This window comes from Burkholderia sp. AcTa6-5 (genome assembly GCF_017815075.1).
GTDB classification, from domain to species: domain Bacteria; phylum Pseudomonadota; class Gammaproteobacteria; order Burkholderiales; family Burkholderiaceae; genus Burkholderia; species Burkholderia sola.
In genome coordinates this window covers 327,309-343,944 of sequence record NZ_JAGIQE010000004.1, presented here as the reverse complement: position 1 = coordinate 343,944, position 16,636 = coordinate 327,309, and the positions used below count along the sequence as shown (strand labels likewise).

Sequence of the window (16,636 nt, the reverse complement as noted above, 5' to 3'; positions counted from 1 at the left end):
CCGCTTTTTTGCATCGGATCGGCGTCAGGTCGACCCATGCACGACGCTCAGCATGTCGTGCACGCCGGACGTCATCAGCGCGAGGAACGCGAGCAGGCCGACGTAGCAGAGCGCGTAGGTCGTTTTCGTCTCGATCGACGTCGCGTAATACATGCGGTTCTCCGGCGCGTCGGGATCGTAGCGCCACGCGCGCTTCAACTGCGGCAGCGCGAGGATCGCCATCACGATCAGCAGCGGGCTCGGCCGATACGCGAACAGCGCGATCAGCACCGGCACGCCCGCGAACCAGATGCGCGGCGACAGCACCGCGGTGATCCGCCCGCCGTCGAACGGCGACAGCGGAATCATGTTGAACAGGTTGAGAAAGAACCCCGTGTACGACAGCGCAAGCAGCAGGTTGCTGTCGGTGTGCCGCGCGGCCGCGTAGCAGGCCAGCGCGCCGAGCGTGCCGACGAACGGCCCGGCGAGCCCGACGTACGCTTCCGTTTCCGCGTCGTGCGGCATTTCCTTCAACTGGATCCATGCGCCGACGAACGGGATGAAGGTCGGCAGCCCGACGTCGAGCCCGCGCCGCTGCGCGGCGACGTAGTGGCCGGCTTCGTGCACCAGCAGCAACGCGACGAAGCCGGCCGCGAAACGCCAGCCGTAGAACAGCGCATAGACCGCGATCGACGCGAGCATCGTGCCCGCCGATATGAGCACCTTGCCGAGCTTCAGGCCGCCGAAGATCAGCAGCAGCAGTTTCGTCATTCCTTGCGCTCCGTGGCGGCTGTGGCGGATTCGTCGGCGACGGCCGGCACCGCGGCCGCCTTCGGCTTGCGCCCGAAGAAGCGCTTGAGCGCCGCGCCGCCGGCCAGCAGCGCAACCGCGCCGATCTTGAAGAACTTCACCGCGAACGCGCCGATCAGCGCGAGCAGGCCGAGCTTTTTCGCGCCGACGCCGACGATCAGCGCCGCGAGCCCGTACTCGGCGACGTGGTCGGTCGATTGGTTGAAGTCGGCATAGCGCTTGCCATCGTTGAAACGAATGTTCGACAGCAACTCGTCGGCCGACGCCTTGTACTTCGGCAGGTCGGCGAGCGTCGACGCCATCGTCAGCGACAGGTAGCCGTCGCGGCCGAGCACGAGCGTCCGGTAGTTCACGCCGTCGTTCGCGGCATTCGGCGCCGCGCCCTTGTCGCGAATGATCGCCGACCACACGAGCCGGTGCGTGGCCGCGTCGTAGGCGGGCGCCTTCGCCCAGCCGACCACCTCGGTTTCGGGCAGGCCGCGCTCCTTGCGCGCCGGGTTGCTTTCCTCGGTGCCGGCCTGCAGGCTTTTCAGCAGCTCGTCGGGTTTCCAGTCCTTCGCGTCGTCGTCGCGGATGTAGCCGCTCGGCTCGAACGACACGACCGAGAGCCAGTCGGCGTCCGGATCGTCGGGCAGCACGAGGCCGACCAGTTTCGATTCGTCGATCGCGTTGCCCATCGAGCGCAGGTAGCGGCCGGCTTCGGCGGCCGGCACGAACGATTCGCCGGCCTTCAGCTTCAGCACGGCTTCGTGTTTGACGTCGATGTCGGTCGGCCCCTTCACGACCGCTTCGTTGGCGGCCGCCGCGGCGGCCCTCATTTCGACCTGCGCAGCTTCGGTCTGCGCGTGGCCGCTGGTCGCGGCGAGTGCGAGCATCGCCACGCAGGCGAGCCGGACGGCACGTTTTTTCATTGTTGGATTCCCCTGGAATGCCTTGTTGTCGATGTGCGCGGCGACCGGCCCATGCGTTGTGGTCGCGGGTCCGCCACCGCCTCTCAGGTGGCACGGGCGCTATGGTAACGCAGCTTCCAGCGGCTTCCGGCAACGGAATGCGGCTGTGAGACGGCGCCGCGCGTGCCGGCTGGCGGACCCGGCGACGCGCGCCGATCCGGAATGCTTACCTCGCAGGTAATGCCCGGCGTGCGCGGGATTGCCTATCATCTTCCCCATGAACTCGACCGCCGCCCTCCCATCGCCCCCTCCGTCCGCCGGCCGCGCGTCCGGCATCGGCCCGCTGCTGCGCGCGTGGCGGCAACGCCGGCGCCTGAGCCAGATGGCGCTCGCGCTCGATGCGGAAGTCTCCGCGCGCCACCTGAGCTTCGTCGAATCGGGCCGCGCGCAGCCGAGCCGCGAGATGGTGCTGCATCTCGCCGAACGCCTCGACGTGCCGCTGCGCGAACGCAATGCGCTGCTCGTCGCGGCCGGCTTCGCGCCGCTGTTTCGCGAACGGCCGTTTTCGGACCCGCAACTGGATGCCGCGCGTCATGCGGTCGAAGCCGTGCTGCGCGGACACGAGCCTTATCCGGCGCTCGCGGTGGACCGCCACTGGACGCTGCTCGCGGCGAACCGGATGCTCGGCGCGCTGGTCGCGCAGGCCGATCCGGCGCTGCTGCAGCCGCCCGTCAACGTGCTGCGGCTGAGCCTGCATCCGGACGGTCTCGCGTCGCAGATCGTCAACTGGCACGAATGGCGCGCGCATATCCTGCATCGGCTGCAACGGCAAATCGATGCGAGCGGCGACCGCACGCTGCATGCGCTGCGCGACGAGCTCTCCGCGTATCCGGCGCCGGCCGGGCAGCCCGACGATTCGCACGCGCGCACCGATTTCGCGGATATCGCCGTGCCGCTGCGGCTACGCACAACGAGCGGCGAGCTGACGTTCTTCAGTACGACGACGGTGTTCGGCACGCCGGTCGACGTGACGCTGTCGGAACTCGCGATCGAGGCGTTCTTTCCGGCGAACCCGGAAACGGTGGAGGCGATGCGGGCGCTGGCGGACGCGTTGCCGGCGTAGTGACACGCCGACAACGCAGCGCGGCGCACGAATCCCGTCTTCAGGTGGACGACCGGCAAGCGAAGGCCGGTGCCGCCTTCGCGTGAGCACATGCAATCAGGCAGCGTCGCCGTCTCCTCTTCCTCGCCAGCGAGCGCGTGATCGTCGGCAACCCGGCTGCCCGGCTGCCCGGCGCCGGTGATCGCTCACTGCCTCATCACGCCCCACTCAACGAATGTCTGCCGAAGCATAGCGTTCAGCCGCCGCGGCAAACATGCGCACGACCCGAACCCATCAAAATGCGTCGTCGCGATCCGGACTTCGGATTCGCGAAGTTTTGACACAGCCGTAACGGAAACAAGCAAGTCGCCGTAATCCGCGCCCTGCTCCCGTCGCGTCGAGACCGGCGAACGTTAAATTTCGTTAGTAGACCTTTCATTTTTACAGATCGAAAAACCGATACCTGTCACGAAAGAGACACGAACGAATCGATGCAACCGGGACGGCGAGCGGGGGCCATGCAAGCCACAACACGATTTTTACATCGAGCTCAGGAAAACAAATGAACACGCATCATCAAGGGTTGGGAAATTCCGTACAACGCGCACCGCGCAAATCGAAGGTCGCGCTTGCCGTCACGGTCAGCGCGGCCGTGGCAGCCTTCGCCGCTTCCGCGCCCGCGCGAGCCGACTATGTGCAGAACGGCACGTCGACCGAAACGGCCGCGGGCTGCGTCGGCAACATCGCCATTTCGGGCAGCAGCACGTATCCGGCCGCGGCAACCGGCTGCGACAACATCGCGATCGGCACGGCGGCCGTCGCGAATTCGGGCTCGTCGACCGGCGCCTATAGCGAGACCGTCGCGATCGGCCGCATGGCGGCCGCGACCGGTACGTTCGCGACGGCCGTCGGCGGAAACGCCGTGGCGACCGGCGACCAGGCGACGGCGATCGGAACGGCTTCGAGCGCAGTCGGCGGCCAGGCAACGGCGGTCGGTAACGGCGCGATCGCGACCGGCGGCACGGCGTCCGCCTTCGGCCAGGGTGCATTCGCAGTCGATCAGTCGATAGCCGTCGGGCAAAACGCGAGTGCCACCGCGACGTTCTCGACGGCCGTCGGCAAGGGCAGCATTGCAGCAGGCGGTACGGCTCTCGGCTTCCAGGCCAATGCCGGTGCGGCCGATGCGGTCGCGCTCGGTGTCGACAGCTCGGCATCCGCGACCGGCAGCGTCGCCATTGCCCGTGCGACGGCCTCCGCCGTGAACGCGGTCGCCATCGGCGAGGGGGCGAACGCCGCCGACGCGAACGCCGTCGCGCTGGGCTCGAACGCGACCACGCGCGCCTATACGACCGTCAACAGCGTGGCGCTCAACGGCGTGACCTACAGCGGCTTCGCGGGCACGCCGGTCGGTGTGGTCAGCGTCGGCAGCGCGGGTGCCGAGCGTCAGGTCGTCAACGTCGCGGCTGGCGCCATCAGCGCGACCAGCACCGATGCGGTGAACGGCTCGCAGCTCTTCTCGATCGCCAATCAGGTGTCGACGCTGACGGCGGACCTGGCCAATCTCACGACGACCGTCGGCAAGATCTCGTCGAGCGTCCCGGGCGGCACGGTGACGAACCCGACCGACACCGCGATCGGCACGAATACGTCGGTCACCGCGACGAACGGCACCGCGGTCGGCAACGGTTCGAACGTCTCGGGCGACAACGGTACGGCTGTCGGCGTCAACTCCACGGTCACCGCAACGAACGGAACGGCCATTGGCACGAATTCGAAAGTCACGACGGCGAACGGAACGGCGATCGGCACGGGCTCGAACGTGTCCGGCACGGATTCGACCGCGATCGGCACGAACAGCCGGGCCACCGCGAACAATGCTGTGGCGCTGGGCGCGAATTCGGTTGCCGATCGGGACAACACGGTGTCGATCGGCTCGCCCGGGGCCGAGCGCCAGTTGACCAACGTGGCGGACGGCACCGCACCGACGGACGGCGTGAACGTGCGCCAGTTGAACGGTGCGATCAACTCCGTGCGCGAAGAAATGTCGAAGTACCGCAAGGACGCGAATGCGGGCACGGCGAGCGCGATCGCCATGGCGAACCTGCCGCAAGCCGTGCTGCCGGGCGAGAAGGTCGTCGCGCTCGGCGGCGGCACGTACGGCGGTCAAAGCGCGATGGCGGTCGGCTTGTCCGTCGCGACGGCGAAATGGCTCGTCAAGGGCTCGGTCACGACGGCGGTGTCGGGGCATGGCTCGTTCGGCGCGGGGGCGGGCGTCGGCTACCGCTGGTAATCGGCTTGCGACAGCGACGCGTCAGGGCGCTGCTCCTGACGTCGGGCGGCCCGCCATCGGCGCCACGGCGCAGGGGGCGGGCCGCCTTCACGTATAGAGCGACGCCTGCGGCAACGCCGCGGTCAGCGCGAACCGGCCCACGTCGCGCAGCCGGTAGTCGAGCGGATCGTGCAGCGTATGCGTGCGCGCATTCCGCCAGAAGCGGTCGAGGCCGAGCGACGCGGCCGTCGCGCGCGCGCCGCATGCGTCGAACAGCGCCTCGCCGTTGTCGAGCGCCGCGCGCTGCGCGACGATCTTCGCTTCCGATACCGCGAGCGCGACTTCGGCGCGTTCGTCCGCCGTCAGCGCATCCTGCCGCGCCCACGCGTGCTGCAACGCGTGGGCCGCGCGATCGGCCAGCGCCGCCGCGGCAACCGCGCGCACGCGCATGTCGCCGAAGCGCTGCAGCGTGTACGGATCGTCCTCGGCCCGCTCGACGCCCGAGTGAATCCAGGGGCGGCCATGCTGCCGCACGTAGTCGCGCGCCTCGGCCAGCGCGCCTTCCGCGAGGCCGACGAACAGGTTCGTCAGCACGAGCTGCGACACGAGCGTGCGCAGCGTCGCGCGCGGCGTCGGCGCAGTCTCGGAGCGGTGCAGCACTTCGTCCGGCGCGAGCGTCACGCCGTCGAAGCGCACGCTGCCGCTATCGGTCTGACGCTGGCCGACCGGATCCCAGTCTTCGTTGACCGTGATGCCGGCCCGATCGGTCGGCACCACGCCGAACACGGTGCGGCCGATCGCCGGATCGTGCGCGGACACCGTCATCCGCTGCGAGCCGCGCGTGCCGGAACAGAAACCTTTCACGCCGTCGAGCCGGTAGCCGCCGTCGGGCGTCGCCGTGGCGACGAGCCGCGTGTCGAGCGGATTGACCGCGTTGCCCCACCACCAGCGCCCGTCGACCGTGCCGCGCAGGTAGCGCTCGCGCTGCGCGGCGCTGCCCCACACGTCGACGCTTACTACCTGCAGGCACTGGAAGCCGACCAGATGCGCGAGCGCGCTGTCGACCCGCGCGACCTGCCGGATCACGTCGTAGATCGCGGGCCACGCCGCTTCCTGCCCGCCGAACGCACGCGGCACCGCGAGCGTCAGCAGGCCCGCGTCGGCGAGCCACTGCTTCTCCTGCGCCGCATGACCGCCGGCGCGGTCGCGCTCGGCGGCACTCACGCGCAGCGCATCGATCGCGCGTGCCAGCGCGGCGCGGTCCAAAGCCGGTGTATCGGTATCCGGCGCCAGCGTCGCCGGGCCGCGTGGATCGTTCATGCGACAGCTTCCTGTTCAACGGTTTCGCCCGACAGCGGGACGAGGGCGCCAAGCCGGCGGCCGGTCAGCCGCGACAGGATCTCGCGCCGCCAGTCGTCGTAGATCGCACGATAGTCGGCGATATCCGCGCCGAACACCAGTGCGGTATGCGCGTATTCGTCGTGCAGATAGCCGTCGAGCCGCGCCTGGGTTTCCTCGTCGGCCGCGATCACGCGATCGATCAGCGCGTCGCGCTCGGCCACCGGCAGCGCCTGCAGCGTGTCGAACCACCACTGGACGATCTGCACGCGATGCCATTCCTCGTCCGGTCGAATCCGGTTCTCGCCGTGCTCGCGCATCGCGCTGTCGCCGATGCGGCCGGTCTTGCGCTGGATCCACAGCTTCGCGAGGATGTGCAGCTCGTAATGCCATTCGAACGCGAGAAAGCCCGCGACGTCGCGCACCGCGATATCGCCGATGCGCGCCCAGTGCGCGGCGACGAGGCGGTCGACTTCCGGCAGCGGGTCGCGCCCCGTGAGTTCGGTCACGCGCTCACGGCCAATCACCGCGTGCGCGCCGTCGTCGCCCAATTGGCGCGACAAGATCAACTGGAAATGCGGATCGTCGCGGAACAGCGTGTCGATCGCCTTCGCGACGACCTGCACGATGAACAGGTCGTGCGACGCCATCTTCGTGTAGTAGTCCGCGACGGCAGCCAGCTCGTCGCCGTTGCGCGGCTCGCGCGGCGGCGTCGCCACCTTGTCGGGGAAGTCCGGGCGATGGCGTCGCGCCACCTGCAGAAACAGCGCTTCCTCGAATTGTCCGTTCCATTCGCGCGGCGCGCCGATGGGCAAGGTCATGGTTTTTCTCTCAGGATCAGGAATGAAGCGAGCGGACGCTTGTGGCGTCGCTCAGGTTCGCCGGGTCACGCGTCGAACCAGGCGGTCGCCCGTGATTTGCACGGCCGAGACGAGCGCGATCAGGATCACGATCACGGTCGCCATGACGGTGGTGTCGAAACGTTGATAGCCGTAGCGGATCGCGAGATCGCCAAGGCCGCCCGCGCCGACGGCGCCCGCCATCGCGGTCGAGCCGATCAGCGCGACGACGGTGATCGTGAAGCCGCCGAGCATGCCGGGCAGCGCTTCGGGCAGCAGCACGTACCACACGATGTGGCGGCGCTTCGCGCCCATCGCGAGCGCGGCCTCGATCAGCCCGCGATCGACTTCGCGCAGGCTCACTTCGGCGATCCGCGCGAAGAACGGGATCGCGGCGATCGACAGCGGCACGACGGCCGCCCACACGCCGATCGTCGTGCCGATCAGGATGCGCGTGAATGGCAGCAGCGCGACCAGCAGGATGATGAACGGCGTCGAGCGGAACACGTTGACGAGCGCGCCGAGCACCGCGTTCACGCCGCGCCGCGCGTAGATGCCGCCGGGCGCGGTGGTCACGAGGATCACCGCGAGCGGGATGCCGATCAGCGCGGCGATCGCGGCCGACGCGGCGACCATCGACAGCGTGTCGCGAATCGCGTCGAGCAGTTCGGGCCACCAGAGCTCAAACATAGCCGAGCACCTCCGCATGATTCGCATGACGGCGCGCACGTTCGAGCAGCGCGGCGACCGCGCCGCCGCGCGCGGCCGACGGGCCGGCGTCATCCGCACGCGGTGTCGCGGCGATCACGAGCCGCCCCTGCGCGTGTCCCTGGATGCTTTCGATGCCGCCGTGCAGGAACCGCACGGAGCCGCCGAGCGCCGCCGCGAGCGCGCCGACGTCCGGCTCGCCGCCGCTCTCGCCCGTATAGCGGACGTCGAGCACGATCTGCGCGCCGTCGGGCAGCGCGGCCTGCTCGGGCAGCGGCCGCACGCGCGCGGCCAGTTCGGCCGGCAGGTCGTGCTGCAACGTGCTCAGCAGCGCGCGCGTCGCGCCATGGCGCGGATCGCCGAACACGCGCCACACCGGGCCCGTTTCGACGACTTCGCCCTGTTCGATCACCGCGACCGTGTCGCATACCGCGCGGATCACCTCCATCTCGTGCGTGATCAGCACGATCGTCAGCCCGAGACGACGGTTGATGTCCGCGAGCAGCGCGAGGATCGATTGCGTGGTTTCCGGATCGAGCGCCGACGTCGCTTCGTCGCACAGCAGCACCTCCGGATCGTGCACGAGCGCCCGCGCGATGCCGACGCGCTGCTTCTGCCCGCCCGACAGGCTCGCCGGGTACGCGTCGCGCTTCGCGGCGAGCCCGACGAGGTCGAGCAGCGCGTCGACCTTGCGCACGCGCTCGGCCTTCGGCACGCCGGCGATCTTCAGCGGCAGCGCGACGTTCTCGAACACCGTCTTCGCGGACAGCAGGTTGAAATGCTGGAACACCATGCCGGTGCGGCGCCGCAACGCGACGAGGCCCTCCTCGTCGAGCGCGCCGACGTCGACGCCCTGCACGCGCACGCGGCCCGAGCTCGGCCGTTCGAGGCCGTTCAGGAGGCGCAGCAGCGTCGACTTGCCGGCGCCGCTGCGGCCGATGATGCCGAACACCTCGCCGCGCCGCACGTCGAGCGTCACGTCGCGCAGCGCGGCGGCCTGGCCGCGCGGCGTCGCGAACACCTTGCCGACGTGCTCCAGCGACACGGCCGCGCCGTCGGCCGGCACGGCCGTTTCGTCATGCGCGGTCGCACCGACGCCCGCGCCGGCGCGCACGGCCGATGCCTCGATGAAACCCAGCGTATCGAACAATTGCGTCATCGCTTCGCTCCGTCACGTTCAGGCATGCGCGGGATGCGCGGGTTCGGGTTCGGGTTCGGGTTCGGCTGCGGCCGCCGGCCGGTGCTGCGCGCCGGTGTGCCAGGCGGGCAGGCGCGGGCCGGCGCCGAACAGCTTCTCGCGCAGCGTCGACGCGGGATCGTAGTCTTCCTTGTAGACGCCGCGGTTCTGCAGCTCGGGCACGACCCAGTCGACGAAATCCTCGAACGACTCGGGCATCACGGTGCGCGTCAGGTTGAAGCCGTCGATGCCGGTCTCGTCGATCCACGCCTGCAGTTCGTCCGCGACCTGCGACGGCGAACCGACGATCGGCGCATAGCGGCCGCCGAGCGACATCTGTTCGAGCATCCGGCGCACGGTCCACGTGCCGGTCGTGCTCTTCTTCGAGATCGCATCGACGGCCGACTGGATCGAATCGGTCTTCACGTACGAGATCGGCTCGTCGAGGCCGTACTTCGCGAAATCGATGCCGGTCGAGCTCGCGAAATGCGCGAGGCCGGCTTCAGGGCTTGCGTAGCGCCGGTACTCGTCGAACTTCTCGCGGGCGAGCAATTCGGTCTCGGCCGTCACGACGCTCACGCCGGCGAAGATCTTGATCGACGCCGGGTCGCGCCCCTGCCGCGCGGCCGCCGCGCGGATGTCGAGCGCCGCCGCGCGCGCCGCGGACTTGCTCTGCCCGTTCACGAACACGCATTCCGCGTGACGGCCCGCGAACTCGACGCCGCGCGCGGACGAGCCGGCCTGGTACAGCACCGGCGTGCGTTGCAGCGACGGTTCGCTCAGATGGATCGCATCGATCGAATAGAACGGCCCGTCGTGCTTCACGCGCCGCACCTTGCCCGGCTGCGCGAACACGCGCGCCTGTGCGTCGCGGATCACCGCGTCGTCGTCCCAGCTCTGTTCCCACAGCTTGTAGACGACGTCCATGTAGTCGTCGGCGCGCTCGTAGCGATCGTCGTGGCCGATCTGCTGCGCGAGGCCCATCCCGCGCGCGGCGCTGTCGAGGTAGCCGGTGACGATGTTCCAGCCCACGCGCCCTTTCGTCAGATGATCGAGCGTCGACATGCGGCGCGCGAACAGGTACGGCGGCTCGTAGGTCAGGTTCGCGGTCACGCCGAAGCCGAGATGCCGCGTGACCTGCGCCATCGCGGGCACGAGCAGCAGCGGATCGTTGACGGGCACCTGCACCGATTCGCGCAGCGCGGCGTCGGGCCCGCCGCCGAACACGTCGTACACGCCGACGATGTCCGCGAGAAAGATCCCGTCGAACTTGCCGCGTTCGAGCGTCTTCGCGAGATCGGCCCAGTAGTCGAGATCGGTGTAGTGCGCGGAGCGGTCGCGCGGATGCGTCCACAGCCCGTGGTTGATGTGCCCGACGCAGTTCATGTTGAACGCGTTGAGCAGGATCTTCTTGCGGTTCGCCGTCGTCATGCCGCCTCCGTCACCACGCGATCGCGTACAGCGAGCCGAACGCGTTGTCGAGCGCTTTGCGCACCGCCGGCGAGTGCTGGTAGATCGAGATGAACTTGCGGATGCGCGGATCGTTCGCGCTCTCGGGCCGCACGACCCACTGGATCGCGAAGTTCTTGTTCTCGGTGCCGTCGAACAGCAGCGCGCTGTTCGGGTCGGTCGTGCCGGCGAGCTTGATGAAGCTCGGGTAGCCCTGCGCGAGGTCGACGTCGTCGAGCGAACGCGCGAGTTGCGACGCTTCGAGCGGGATGATCTTCAGGTGCTTCGGATTGGCGACGATGTCGTGCGTCGTCGCGCGGTAGTCGGCGCCCGGCTTCAGCGTGATGAGCCCCGCGCGCTGCAGCAGCAACAGCCCGCGCCCGCCGTTGACCGGATCGTTCGCGATCGCGACGCGCGCGCCATCCTTCAGCTCGGCAAAGCTTTTCACCTTCTTCGAATAGAGGCCGATCTTCATGATCGTGCCGGGCGCGATCGAGATGAAGTTGTAGCCGCCCTGCTTCTTCGCGTTCTCGAGAAACGGGATGTGCTGGAAGTAGTTGACGTCGATGTCCTTGTTCGCGAGCGCCGCGTTCGGCGTATTCCAGTCGGTGAATTCGACGATCTTCACGTCGAGGCCCTGCTCCTTCGCCTCCTTCGCGGCGATCTTCAGCGCCTCGATCTGCGGGCTGGTCGAGATGCCGACCTTCAGCGGCGCGGTGTCGGCGCGCGCGCCGTTCAGCAGCACGACGCCGAGCAGCGCGGCCGTCAGCAGGCGGGCGAGGCGGGCCACACGGCCGGCGGAAAAGCGGGCGGGAAACACGGGATGCAGCATGGGAACCACTCTCCTGTCCAAAGACGGTATCGACGGATGAGCGAAGCCGCGGCGAACGCGCGGGCGTTCTCCGGACAGTCGTCGTCACGTCGGAAAAAGATCAGCCGATGATAGAGAGCGGCGGGAAGGCGGTCTACGAAGCGATTGTGCGAAGAAAATCGCGCGCGGCGATATGGCGGGCGGTACGGCGGGCGACTGGCAGGGCCGGGCGCCCGAGCCGCCGTCAGGCCGAAATCTCGGCCTCGCCGCCGCGGGAATTCCGAAATCTCGGCCAGCCCTCACGGAAAACTCTTTCCGCAGATGAAATAAATCCCTTATGAATCAATGGACTAAAAATATTCCGGCGCTTCGGAATTCTGGCATGGGGGTTGCGTAATAGACGGCACACGATGCCGCGAAGCAATGCAGGCATTCCAAACATCAGGAGACACGTCTTGCAGACCTCTATCCATACCCCGTCCCATCCCGAGCCGATTGCGGCAGCCGGTCCCGCCACGCGCGAACGCTTCTGGCCGGAAGGCTGGTGGAAGCTGATGGAGATTCGCATCGGCATCATTCCGCTGCCGGTCTACGTGATCCTGTTCGGGCTGATCGTCGGCTTCGCGGTGACGGGCAAGGTGCCCGGCGAAATCTCGATGGCGATCGCCGTGCTCGCGTTCTTCGGCTTCACCTGCGCGGAACTCGGCAAGCGCCTGCCGCTCTTGCGCAACATCGGCGCGGCCGCGATCTTCGCGACCTTCGTGCCGTCGGCGCTCACGTACTACCACGTGCTGCCGAAGCCGGTGCTGAACCTGACGGTCGAATTCACGAAATCGACCAACTTCCTGTACCTGTTCATCGCGTCGATCATCGTCGGCAGCATCCTGAGCATGGATCGCCGCGTGCTGATCCAGGGCTTCGTGAAGATCTTCATTCCGCTCGCGGCCGGCTCGGTCGCGGCCGCGATCGTCGGCACGGCGGTCGGCACCGCGCTCGGCCTCGGCGCGCGCCACACGCTGCTGTACATCGTCGTGCCGATCATGGCGGGCGGCGTCGGCGAAGGCGCGATTCCGCTGTCGATCGGCTATTCGGAACTGATGCACCTGCCGCAGGGCGAGATGTTCGCGATGGTGCTGCCGCCGGTGATGCTCGGCAGCCTGACCGCGATCATCCTGTCGGGTGCGCTCGACATGCTCGGCAAGCGCCTGCCGCATCTGACCGGCAACGGCCGCCTGCAAGTCGGCGAAAGCGGCGACATGGCGCCGCAAAGCGAAGAGATCCGCGGCCACGTCGACGTCACGCACATCGCGGGCGCCGGCATCACCGCGATCACGCTGTACCTCGTCGGCCTGATGGCGCACAAGCTGTTCGGCCTGCCCGCGCCGGTCGCGATGCTGTTCCTCGCGGTGCTGGTGAAGCTCGCGCGCGCGGTGTCGCCGCCGCTGCAGGAAGGCGCGTTCGTCGTCTACAAGTTCTTCTCGACCGCCGTCACGTATCCGCTGCTGTTCGCGATCGGCGTCGCGATGACGCCGTGGGACAAGCTGACCGCCGCGTTCACGATCGTCAACGTGGTCACGATCGTGTCGACCGTCGCGACGCTGATGGGCACCGGTTTCGTGGTCGGCCGCCTGCTGAAGATGTACCCTATCGACACCGCAATCGTGAACGCCTGCCACAGCGGGCAAGGCGGCACCGGAGACGTCGCGATCCTGACCGCCGCGAACCGGATGCAGTTGATGCCGTTCGCGCAGATCGCCACCCGCATCGGCGGCGCGATCGTCGTCACGGTGACGCTGATCCTGGTCGCGCACTTCGGATAACGCGCGGCCGCGCGCACCGTCGCGCCGGCTGCCTCGCACGCGCCGCCGCCGGCCTTGAGCCGGCGCGCGGCGCGCGTCGTTCCGGGCGGGCGATTGGGACGGCCGGTTGCGGACGGCCGGTAGCGGACGGCCGGTAGCGGACGGCCGGTGGCGGACGGCCGGTTGCGGACGGCCGGTGGCGGCTTCGATGAGGGCGAACGTGCAGAAAAGCTTCAAGGGAATCCCGTGGTGGGGCTGGGCATCGGCCGCGGTGCTGTACGTCGGCGTGGCCGGCGCGGCCGTCGATTTCGCATGGGAACGCGCGATCGACGCGCTCGAGGAAGCCGGCGCGCACCGGCTCGACCTGTACGCGTCGAGCCTGAAAAGCGAGCTCGGCCGCTTCGAGATCCTGCCCGGCCTGGTCGCGCGGCAGGACGGCGTGCGCGCGATGCTGAAAGCCGCGCCGAACGACGCACCCGCGCTCGTGCATGCGGTGAACACCTACCTCGAAGCCGTGAATCGCGACGCGGGCAGCGGCGCGGTCGACGTGATCGATCTGCAAGGCGACGTGATCGCCGCGAGCAACTGGAACGAGACGATCAGCTTCGTCGGCACCAACGTGTCGTACCGGCCGTACTTCAAGGACGCGCTCGCGCGCGGCAGCGGCCGCTTCTTCGGCATCGGCACCAACACCGGCGTACCGGGCGTCTACTTCGCGAGCGCGGTGCGCAGCGACGGCGCGCCGATCGGCGTGGCCGCCGTGAAGATCAGCGTCGACCCGCTCGAATCGGCGTGGCGTGCGCCGGGTGTCGCCGCGCTGGTCGTCGACAGCAACGGTGTGGTCGTGATCTCGACCGAGCCCGCGTGGAAATTCACCGCGCTGCGCCCGATCACCGCGCAGCAGCAGCGCGACATCCAGGCGTCGCGCCAGTACGCGGGCCGCACCGTCGACGCGCTGCCCTATCGCCGCATCGGCGACCGCAGCTCGGCCGCGTGGTTCGGCACCTTCCCCGATCCGCGCCACGCCGGCCGCACCACGCGCTATCTCGTGATGTCGCGCCCCGCGCCGCAGGGCGGCGATTCGTTGATGGTGCTGCTCGACATCGCGGGCGCGCGGCGCCAGCAGCAGACGGCTTTCGTGTTCGTCACCGGCGCGTTCCTGATCGTCGCGCTGCTGGTCGGCTATGCGATCCAGCGCCGCCGGGCGATCCTCGCGCGGCTGAGCGCGCAGGACGCGCTGCGCCGCGCGAACGACCGGCTCGAACTGACCGTCGCGCAGCGCACGGCCGCGCTGACGGCCGCGAACGAGCGGATGCAGCGCGAGATCGACGAACGCGAGCGCACCGAGCAGCGGCTGCGCGATTCGCAGCAGGAAGTCGTGCACGCGGGCAAGCTCGCGGTGCTCGGGCAGATGGCCGCCGGCCTCACGCACGAGCTGAACCAGCCGCTCGTCGCGATCCGCACGCTGTGCGACAACGCGCGCACGTTCTTCGAACGCGGCCAGCCGGCGCCGGCGCTCGCGAATCTCGAACGGGTCGGCAAGCTGGTCGACGGCATGGCCGTGCTCACCGGCGAACTGAAGACCTTCGCGCGCAAGCCCGACGTCGAGCGCGTCGCGGTGTCGCTGAACGAGGCCGTCGCGCATGCGCGGCTCATCTACGATGCGCGGATTCGCGACGAAGGCGTGCGGCTCGACGTGAACATCGCGCCCGGTACGACGGTCTCGGCCGAATCGAGCCAGTTGCAGCAGGTGATCGTGAACCTGCTCGGCAACGCGCTCGACGCGGTGCACGACGCGCCGGTGCGCCGCATCGTCATCGACGCGGCCGGCCCGGACGAGGATGGCCGCGTGCGCTTCACGGTGGCCGACAGCGGCGCCGGCATCGCGCCCGACGTGCTGCCGCACCTGTTCGAGCCATTCGTCACGACCAAACCGCGCGGCCAGGGCCTCGGGCTGGGCCTCGCGATCACGTCGCGCATCGTCGAGGCGTTCGGCGCGAAGATCGCCGCGACGAACCGCGACGAAGGCGGCGCGCAGTTCACCATCGAATTCGCGGCGGCGACGCCGCAACAAAGGACAGAGCATGGAAGATGAGATTCGCGTGCTGGTCGTCGAGGACGACGAGAACGTCCGGATCGGCGTCGAGCAGGCCGTCGCGCTCGCCGGGTTCCCGGTCGACGCGTTCGCGTCGGCCGCCGACGCACTCGCGCACGTCGCGCCCGGCGCGCCGGTGGTGATCGTGTCGGACGTGCGAATGCCGGGCATCGACGGGCTGCAGCTGCTCGACCGCGTGATGGCCATCGATGCGCAGATTCCGGTCGTGCTGATCAGCGGCCATGCGGACATCTCGACGGCCGTCGGCGCGATGCAGGTCGGCGCGTACGACTTCATCGAGAAACCGTTTTCGTCGGACGTGATCGCGGGGCGCGTCGCGCGCGCGGTCGAGAAACGCCGCCTGACGCTCGAGGTGCAAGGGCTGCGCGCCGCGTTGAACAACTGGCAGGGCATCGAGGCGTTCGTGCTCGGCAAGTCGCCCGCGATGGCCGACGTGCGCAAGAAGATCCTGCGCCTCGCCGATACGTCGGTGTCGGTGCTGATCACCGGCGAGACGGGCACCGGCAAGGAGCTGATCGCGCGCAGCCTGCACGACTTCGGCGGCCGGCGCGACGCGCACTTCGTCGCGCTGAATTGCGGCGGCCTGCCCGAGCAGATCTTCGAGAGCGAGCTGTTCGGCCACGAGGCCGGCGCGTTTACCGGCGCGATCAAGAAGCGCATCGGCAAGATCGAATGGGCCGATGGCGGCACGCTGTTCCTCGACGAGATCGAGACGATGCCGATCGCGCTGCAGATCAAGATGCTGCGCGTGCTGCAGGAGCGCGTGGTCGAGCGGCTCGGCGCGAACGACCTGATTCCGGTCGACTGCCGCGTGGTGGCCGCGTCGAAGGCCGATCTCGCCGAACTCGCGGCCGACGGGCGTTTCCGTGCGGACTTGCTGTATCGCCTCAACGTCGCGCAGATCGAGCTGCCGCCGCTGCGCGAGCGGCGCGAGGACGTGCCGCTGCTGTTCGAGCATTTCGTGCTCGCGGCCGCGCGGCGCTTCGGGCAGCCGGCGCCGGTCGTCACCGCCGCGCAGGTGTCCGAACTGATGACGCACGCGTGGCCCGGCAACGTGCGCGAGCTGCAGAACGTGGCCGACCGCTTCGTGCTCGGGCTGACCGGCGACAGCCTGCTGTCGTCCGGCGGCACGCCGACGGCCGGCAGCACGCTCGCGGAGCAGCTCGCGTATTTCGAGCGGATGCTGATCGAGGACATGCTGCGGCGTCACAACGGCAACGTCGCGGACGCGAGCGAGGCGCTCGGCATGCCGAAGAAAACGCTCTATCACAAGCTGCGCAACCTGCGGATTCCCGCGCGCGGCGACGCGGCGGCCGACGGCGGCGAATGACGCGCACGAGCACACACAC

General features: G+C 68.9%; 13 protein-coding genes. 5 read left to right on the top strand and 8 right to left on the bottom strand.

All coding sequences use genetic code 11. The features are described 5' to 3' along the window. Positions 1 to 24: 24 nt before the first annotated feature. Positions 25 to 750 (bottom strand): site-2 protease family protein, encoded by a 726-nt coding sequence (locus J8I33_RS08530; protein ID WP_175974080.1) that lies wholly within the window; start codon positions 748 to 750, stop codon positions 25 to 27. Beyond that, entirely contained in the window at positions 747 to 1,700 is a 954-nt protein-coding gene (locus J8I33_RS08525) for a DUF2167 domain-containing protein (RefSeq protein ID WP_209934624.1), read from the bottom strand. The genes J8I33_RS08530 and J8I33_RS08525 overlap by 4 nt, the downstream gene beginning before the upstream one ends. Before the next feature lie 256 nt (positions 1,701 to 1,956). Here J8I33_RS08525 and J8I33_RS08520 point away from each other — a divergent pair, with 256 nt between their 5' ends. Both J8I33_RS08520 and J8I33_RS08515 read left to right on the top strand, forming a co-directional pair. After that, complete coding sequence (locus J8I33_RS08520; protein WP_209934621.1) at positions 1,957 to 2,802, top strand: helix-turn-helix transcriptional regulator; 846 nt, start codon at positions 1,957 to 1,959, stop codon at positions 2,800 to 2,802. Positions 2,803 to 3,343: 541 nt separating this feature from the next. Then, the gene (locus tag J8I33_RS08515) at positions 3,344 to 5,071 is read left to right on the top strand and encodes a YadA family autotransporter adhesin (RefSeq protein ID WP_209934619.1); all 1,728 of its coding nucleotides are present in this window, start codon (positions 3,344 to 3,346) and stop codon (positions 5,069 to 5,071) included. An 87-nt stretch (positions 5,072 to 5,158) separates the two neighbouring features. On the opposite strand, the gene J8I33_RS08510 is transcribed toward J8I33_RS08515, so the two are convergent. Genes J8I33_RS08510 through J8I33_RS08485 form a run of 6 tightly spaced genes read right to left on the bottom strand, consistent with a single transcriptional unit; the run spans position 5,159 to position 11,393 of the window. Next, on the bottom strand, positions 5,159 to 6,370 hold the full coding sequence (locus J8I33_RS08510; RefSeq protein ID WP_185625059.1) for an acyl-CoA dehydrogenase family protein: 1,212 nt from the start codon (positions 6,368 to 6,370) through the stop codon (positions 5,159 to 5,161). Continuing rightward, positions 6,367 to 7,209: a hypothetical protein gene (locus J8I33_RS08505; RefSeq protein ID WP_050017320.1), complete on the bottom strand. Its 843-nt coding sequence runs from the start codon at positions 7,207 to 7,209 to the stop codon at positions 6,367 to 6,369. Before J8I33_RS08505 ends, J8I33_RS08510 begins: the two co-directional genes overlap by 4 nt. Before the next feature lie 51 nt (positions 7,210 to 7,260). Next, positions 7,261 to 7,917, bottom strand: coding sequence for a methionine ABC transporter permease (locus J8I33_RS08500; protein WP_124555329.1), 657 nt, complete (start codon positions 7,915 to 7,917; stop codon positions 7,261 to 7,263). After that, complete coding sequence (locus J8I33_RS08495; RefSeq protein ID WP_209934616.1) at positions 7,910 to 9,094, bottom strand: ATP-binding cassette domain-containing protein; 1,185 nt, start codon at positions 9,092 to 9,094, stop codon at positions 7,910 to 7,912. Before J8I33_RS08495 ends, J8I33_RS08500 begins: the two co-directional genes overlap by 8 nt. Before the next feature lie 18 nt (positions 9,095 to 9,112). Then, positions 9,113 to 10,543: an LLM class flavin-dependent oxidoreductase gene (locus tag J8I33_RS08490; RefSeq protein ID WP_209934609.1), complete on the bottom strand. Its 1,431-nt coding sequence runs from the start codon at positions 10,541 to 10,543 to the stop codon at positions 9,113 to 9,115. Between the two features lie 10 nt (positions 10,544 to 10,553). Next, positions 10,554 to 11,393, bottom strand: coding sequence for a MetQ/NlpA family ABC transporter substrate-binding protein (locus tag J8I33_RS08485; RefSeq protein ID WP_209934602.1), 840 nt, complete (start codon positions 11,391 to 11,393; stop codon positions 10,554 to 10,556). A gap of 434 nt (positions 11,394 to 11,827) precedes the next feature. Between J8I33_RS08485 and J8I33_RS08480 the strand changes: the two genes are divergently transcribed. The 3 genes from J8I33_RS08480 to J8I33_RS08470 all read left to right on the top strand — a co-directional run bounded on the left by J8I33_RS08480 (position 11,828) and on the right by J8I33_RS08470 (position 16,617). Next, positions 11,828 to 13,192: a 2-hydroxycarboxylate transporter family protein gene (locus J8I33_RS08480; RefSeq protein WP_050017325.1), complete on the top strand. Its 1,365-nt coding sequence runs from the start codon at positions 11,828 to 11,830 to the stop codon at positions 13,190 to 13,192. 187 nt (positions 13,193 to 13,379) lie between these two features. Beyond that, on the top strand, positions 13,380 to 15,266 hold the full coding sequence (locus J8I33_RS08475) for an ATP-binding protein (protein ID WP_124595395.1): 1,887 nt from the start codon (positions 13,380 to 13,382) through the stop codon (positions 15,264 to 15,266). Further along, the gene (locus tag J8I33_RS08470; protein ID WP_209925130.1) at positions 15,256 to 16,617 is read left to right on the top strand and encodes a sigma-54 dependent transcriptional regulator; all 1,362 of its coding nucleotides are present in this window, start codon (positions 15,256 to 15,258) and stop codon (positions 16,615 to 16,617) included. The genes J8I33_RS08475 and J8I33_RS08470 overlap by 11 nt, the downstream gene beginning before the upstream one ends. Positions 16,618 to 16,636 lie beyond the last annotated feature (19 nt).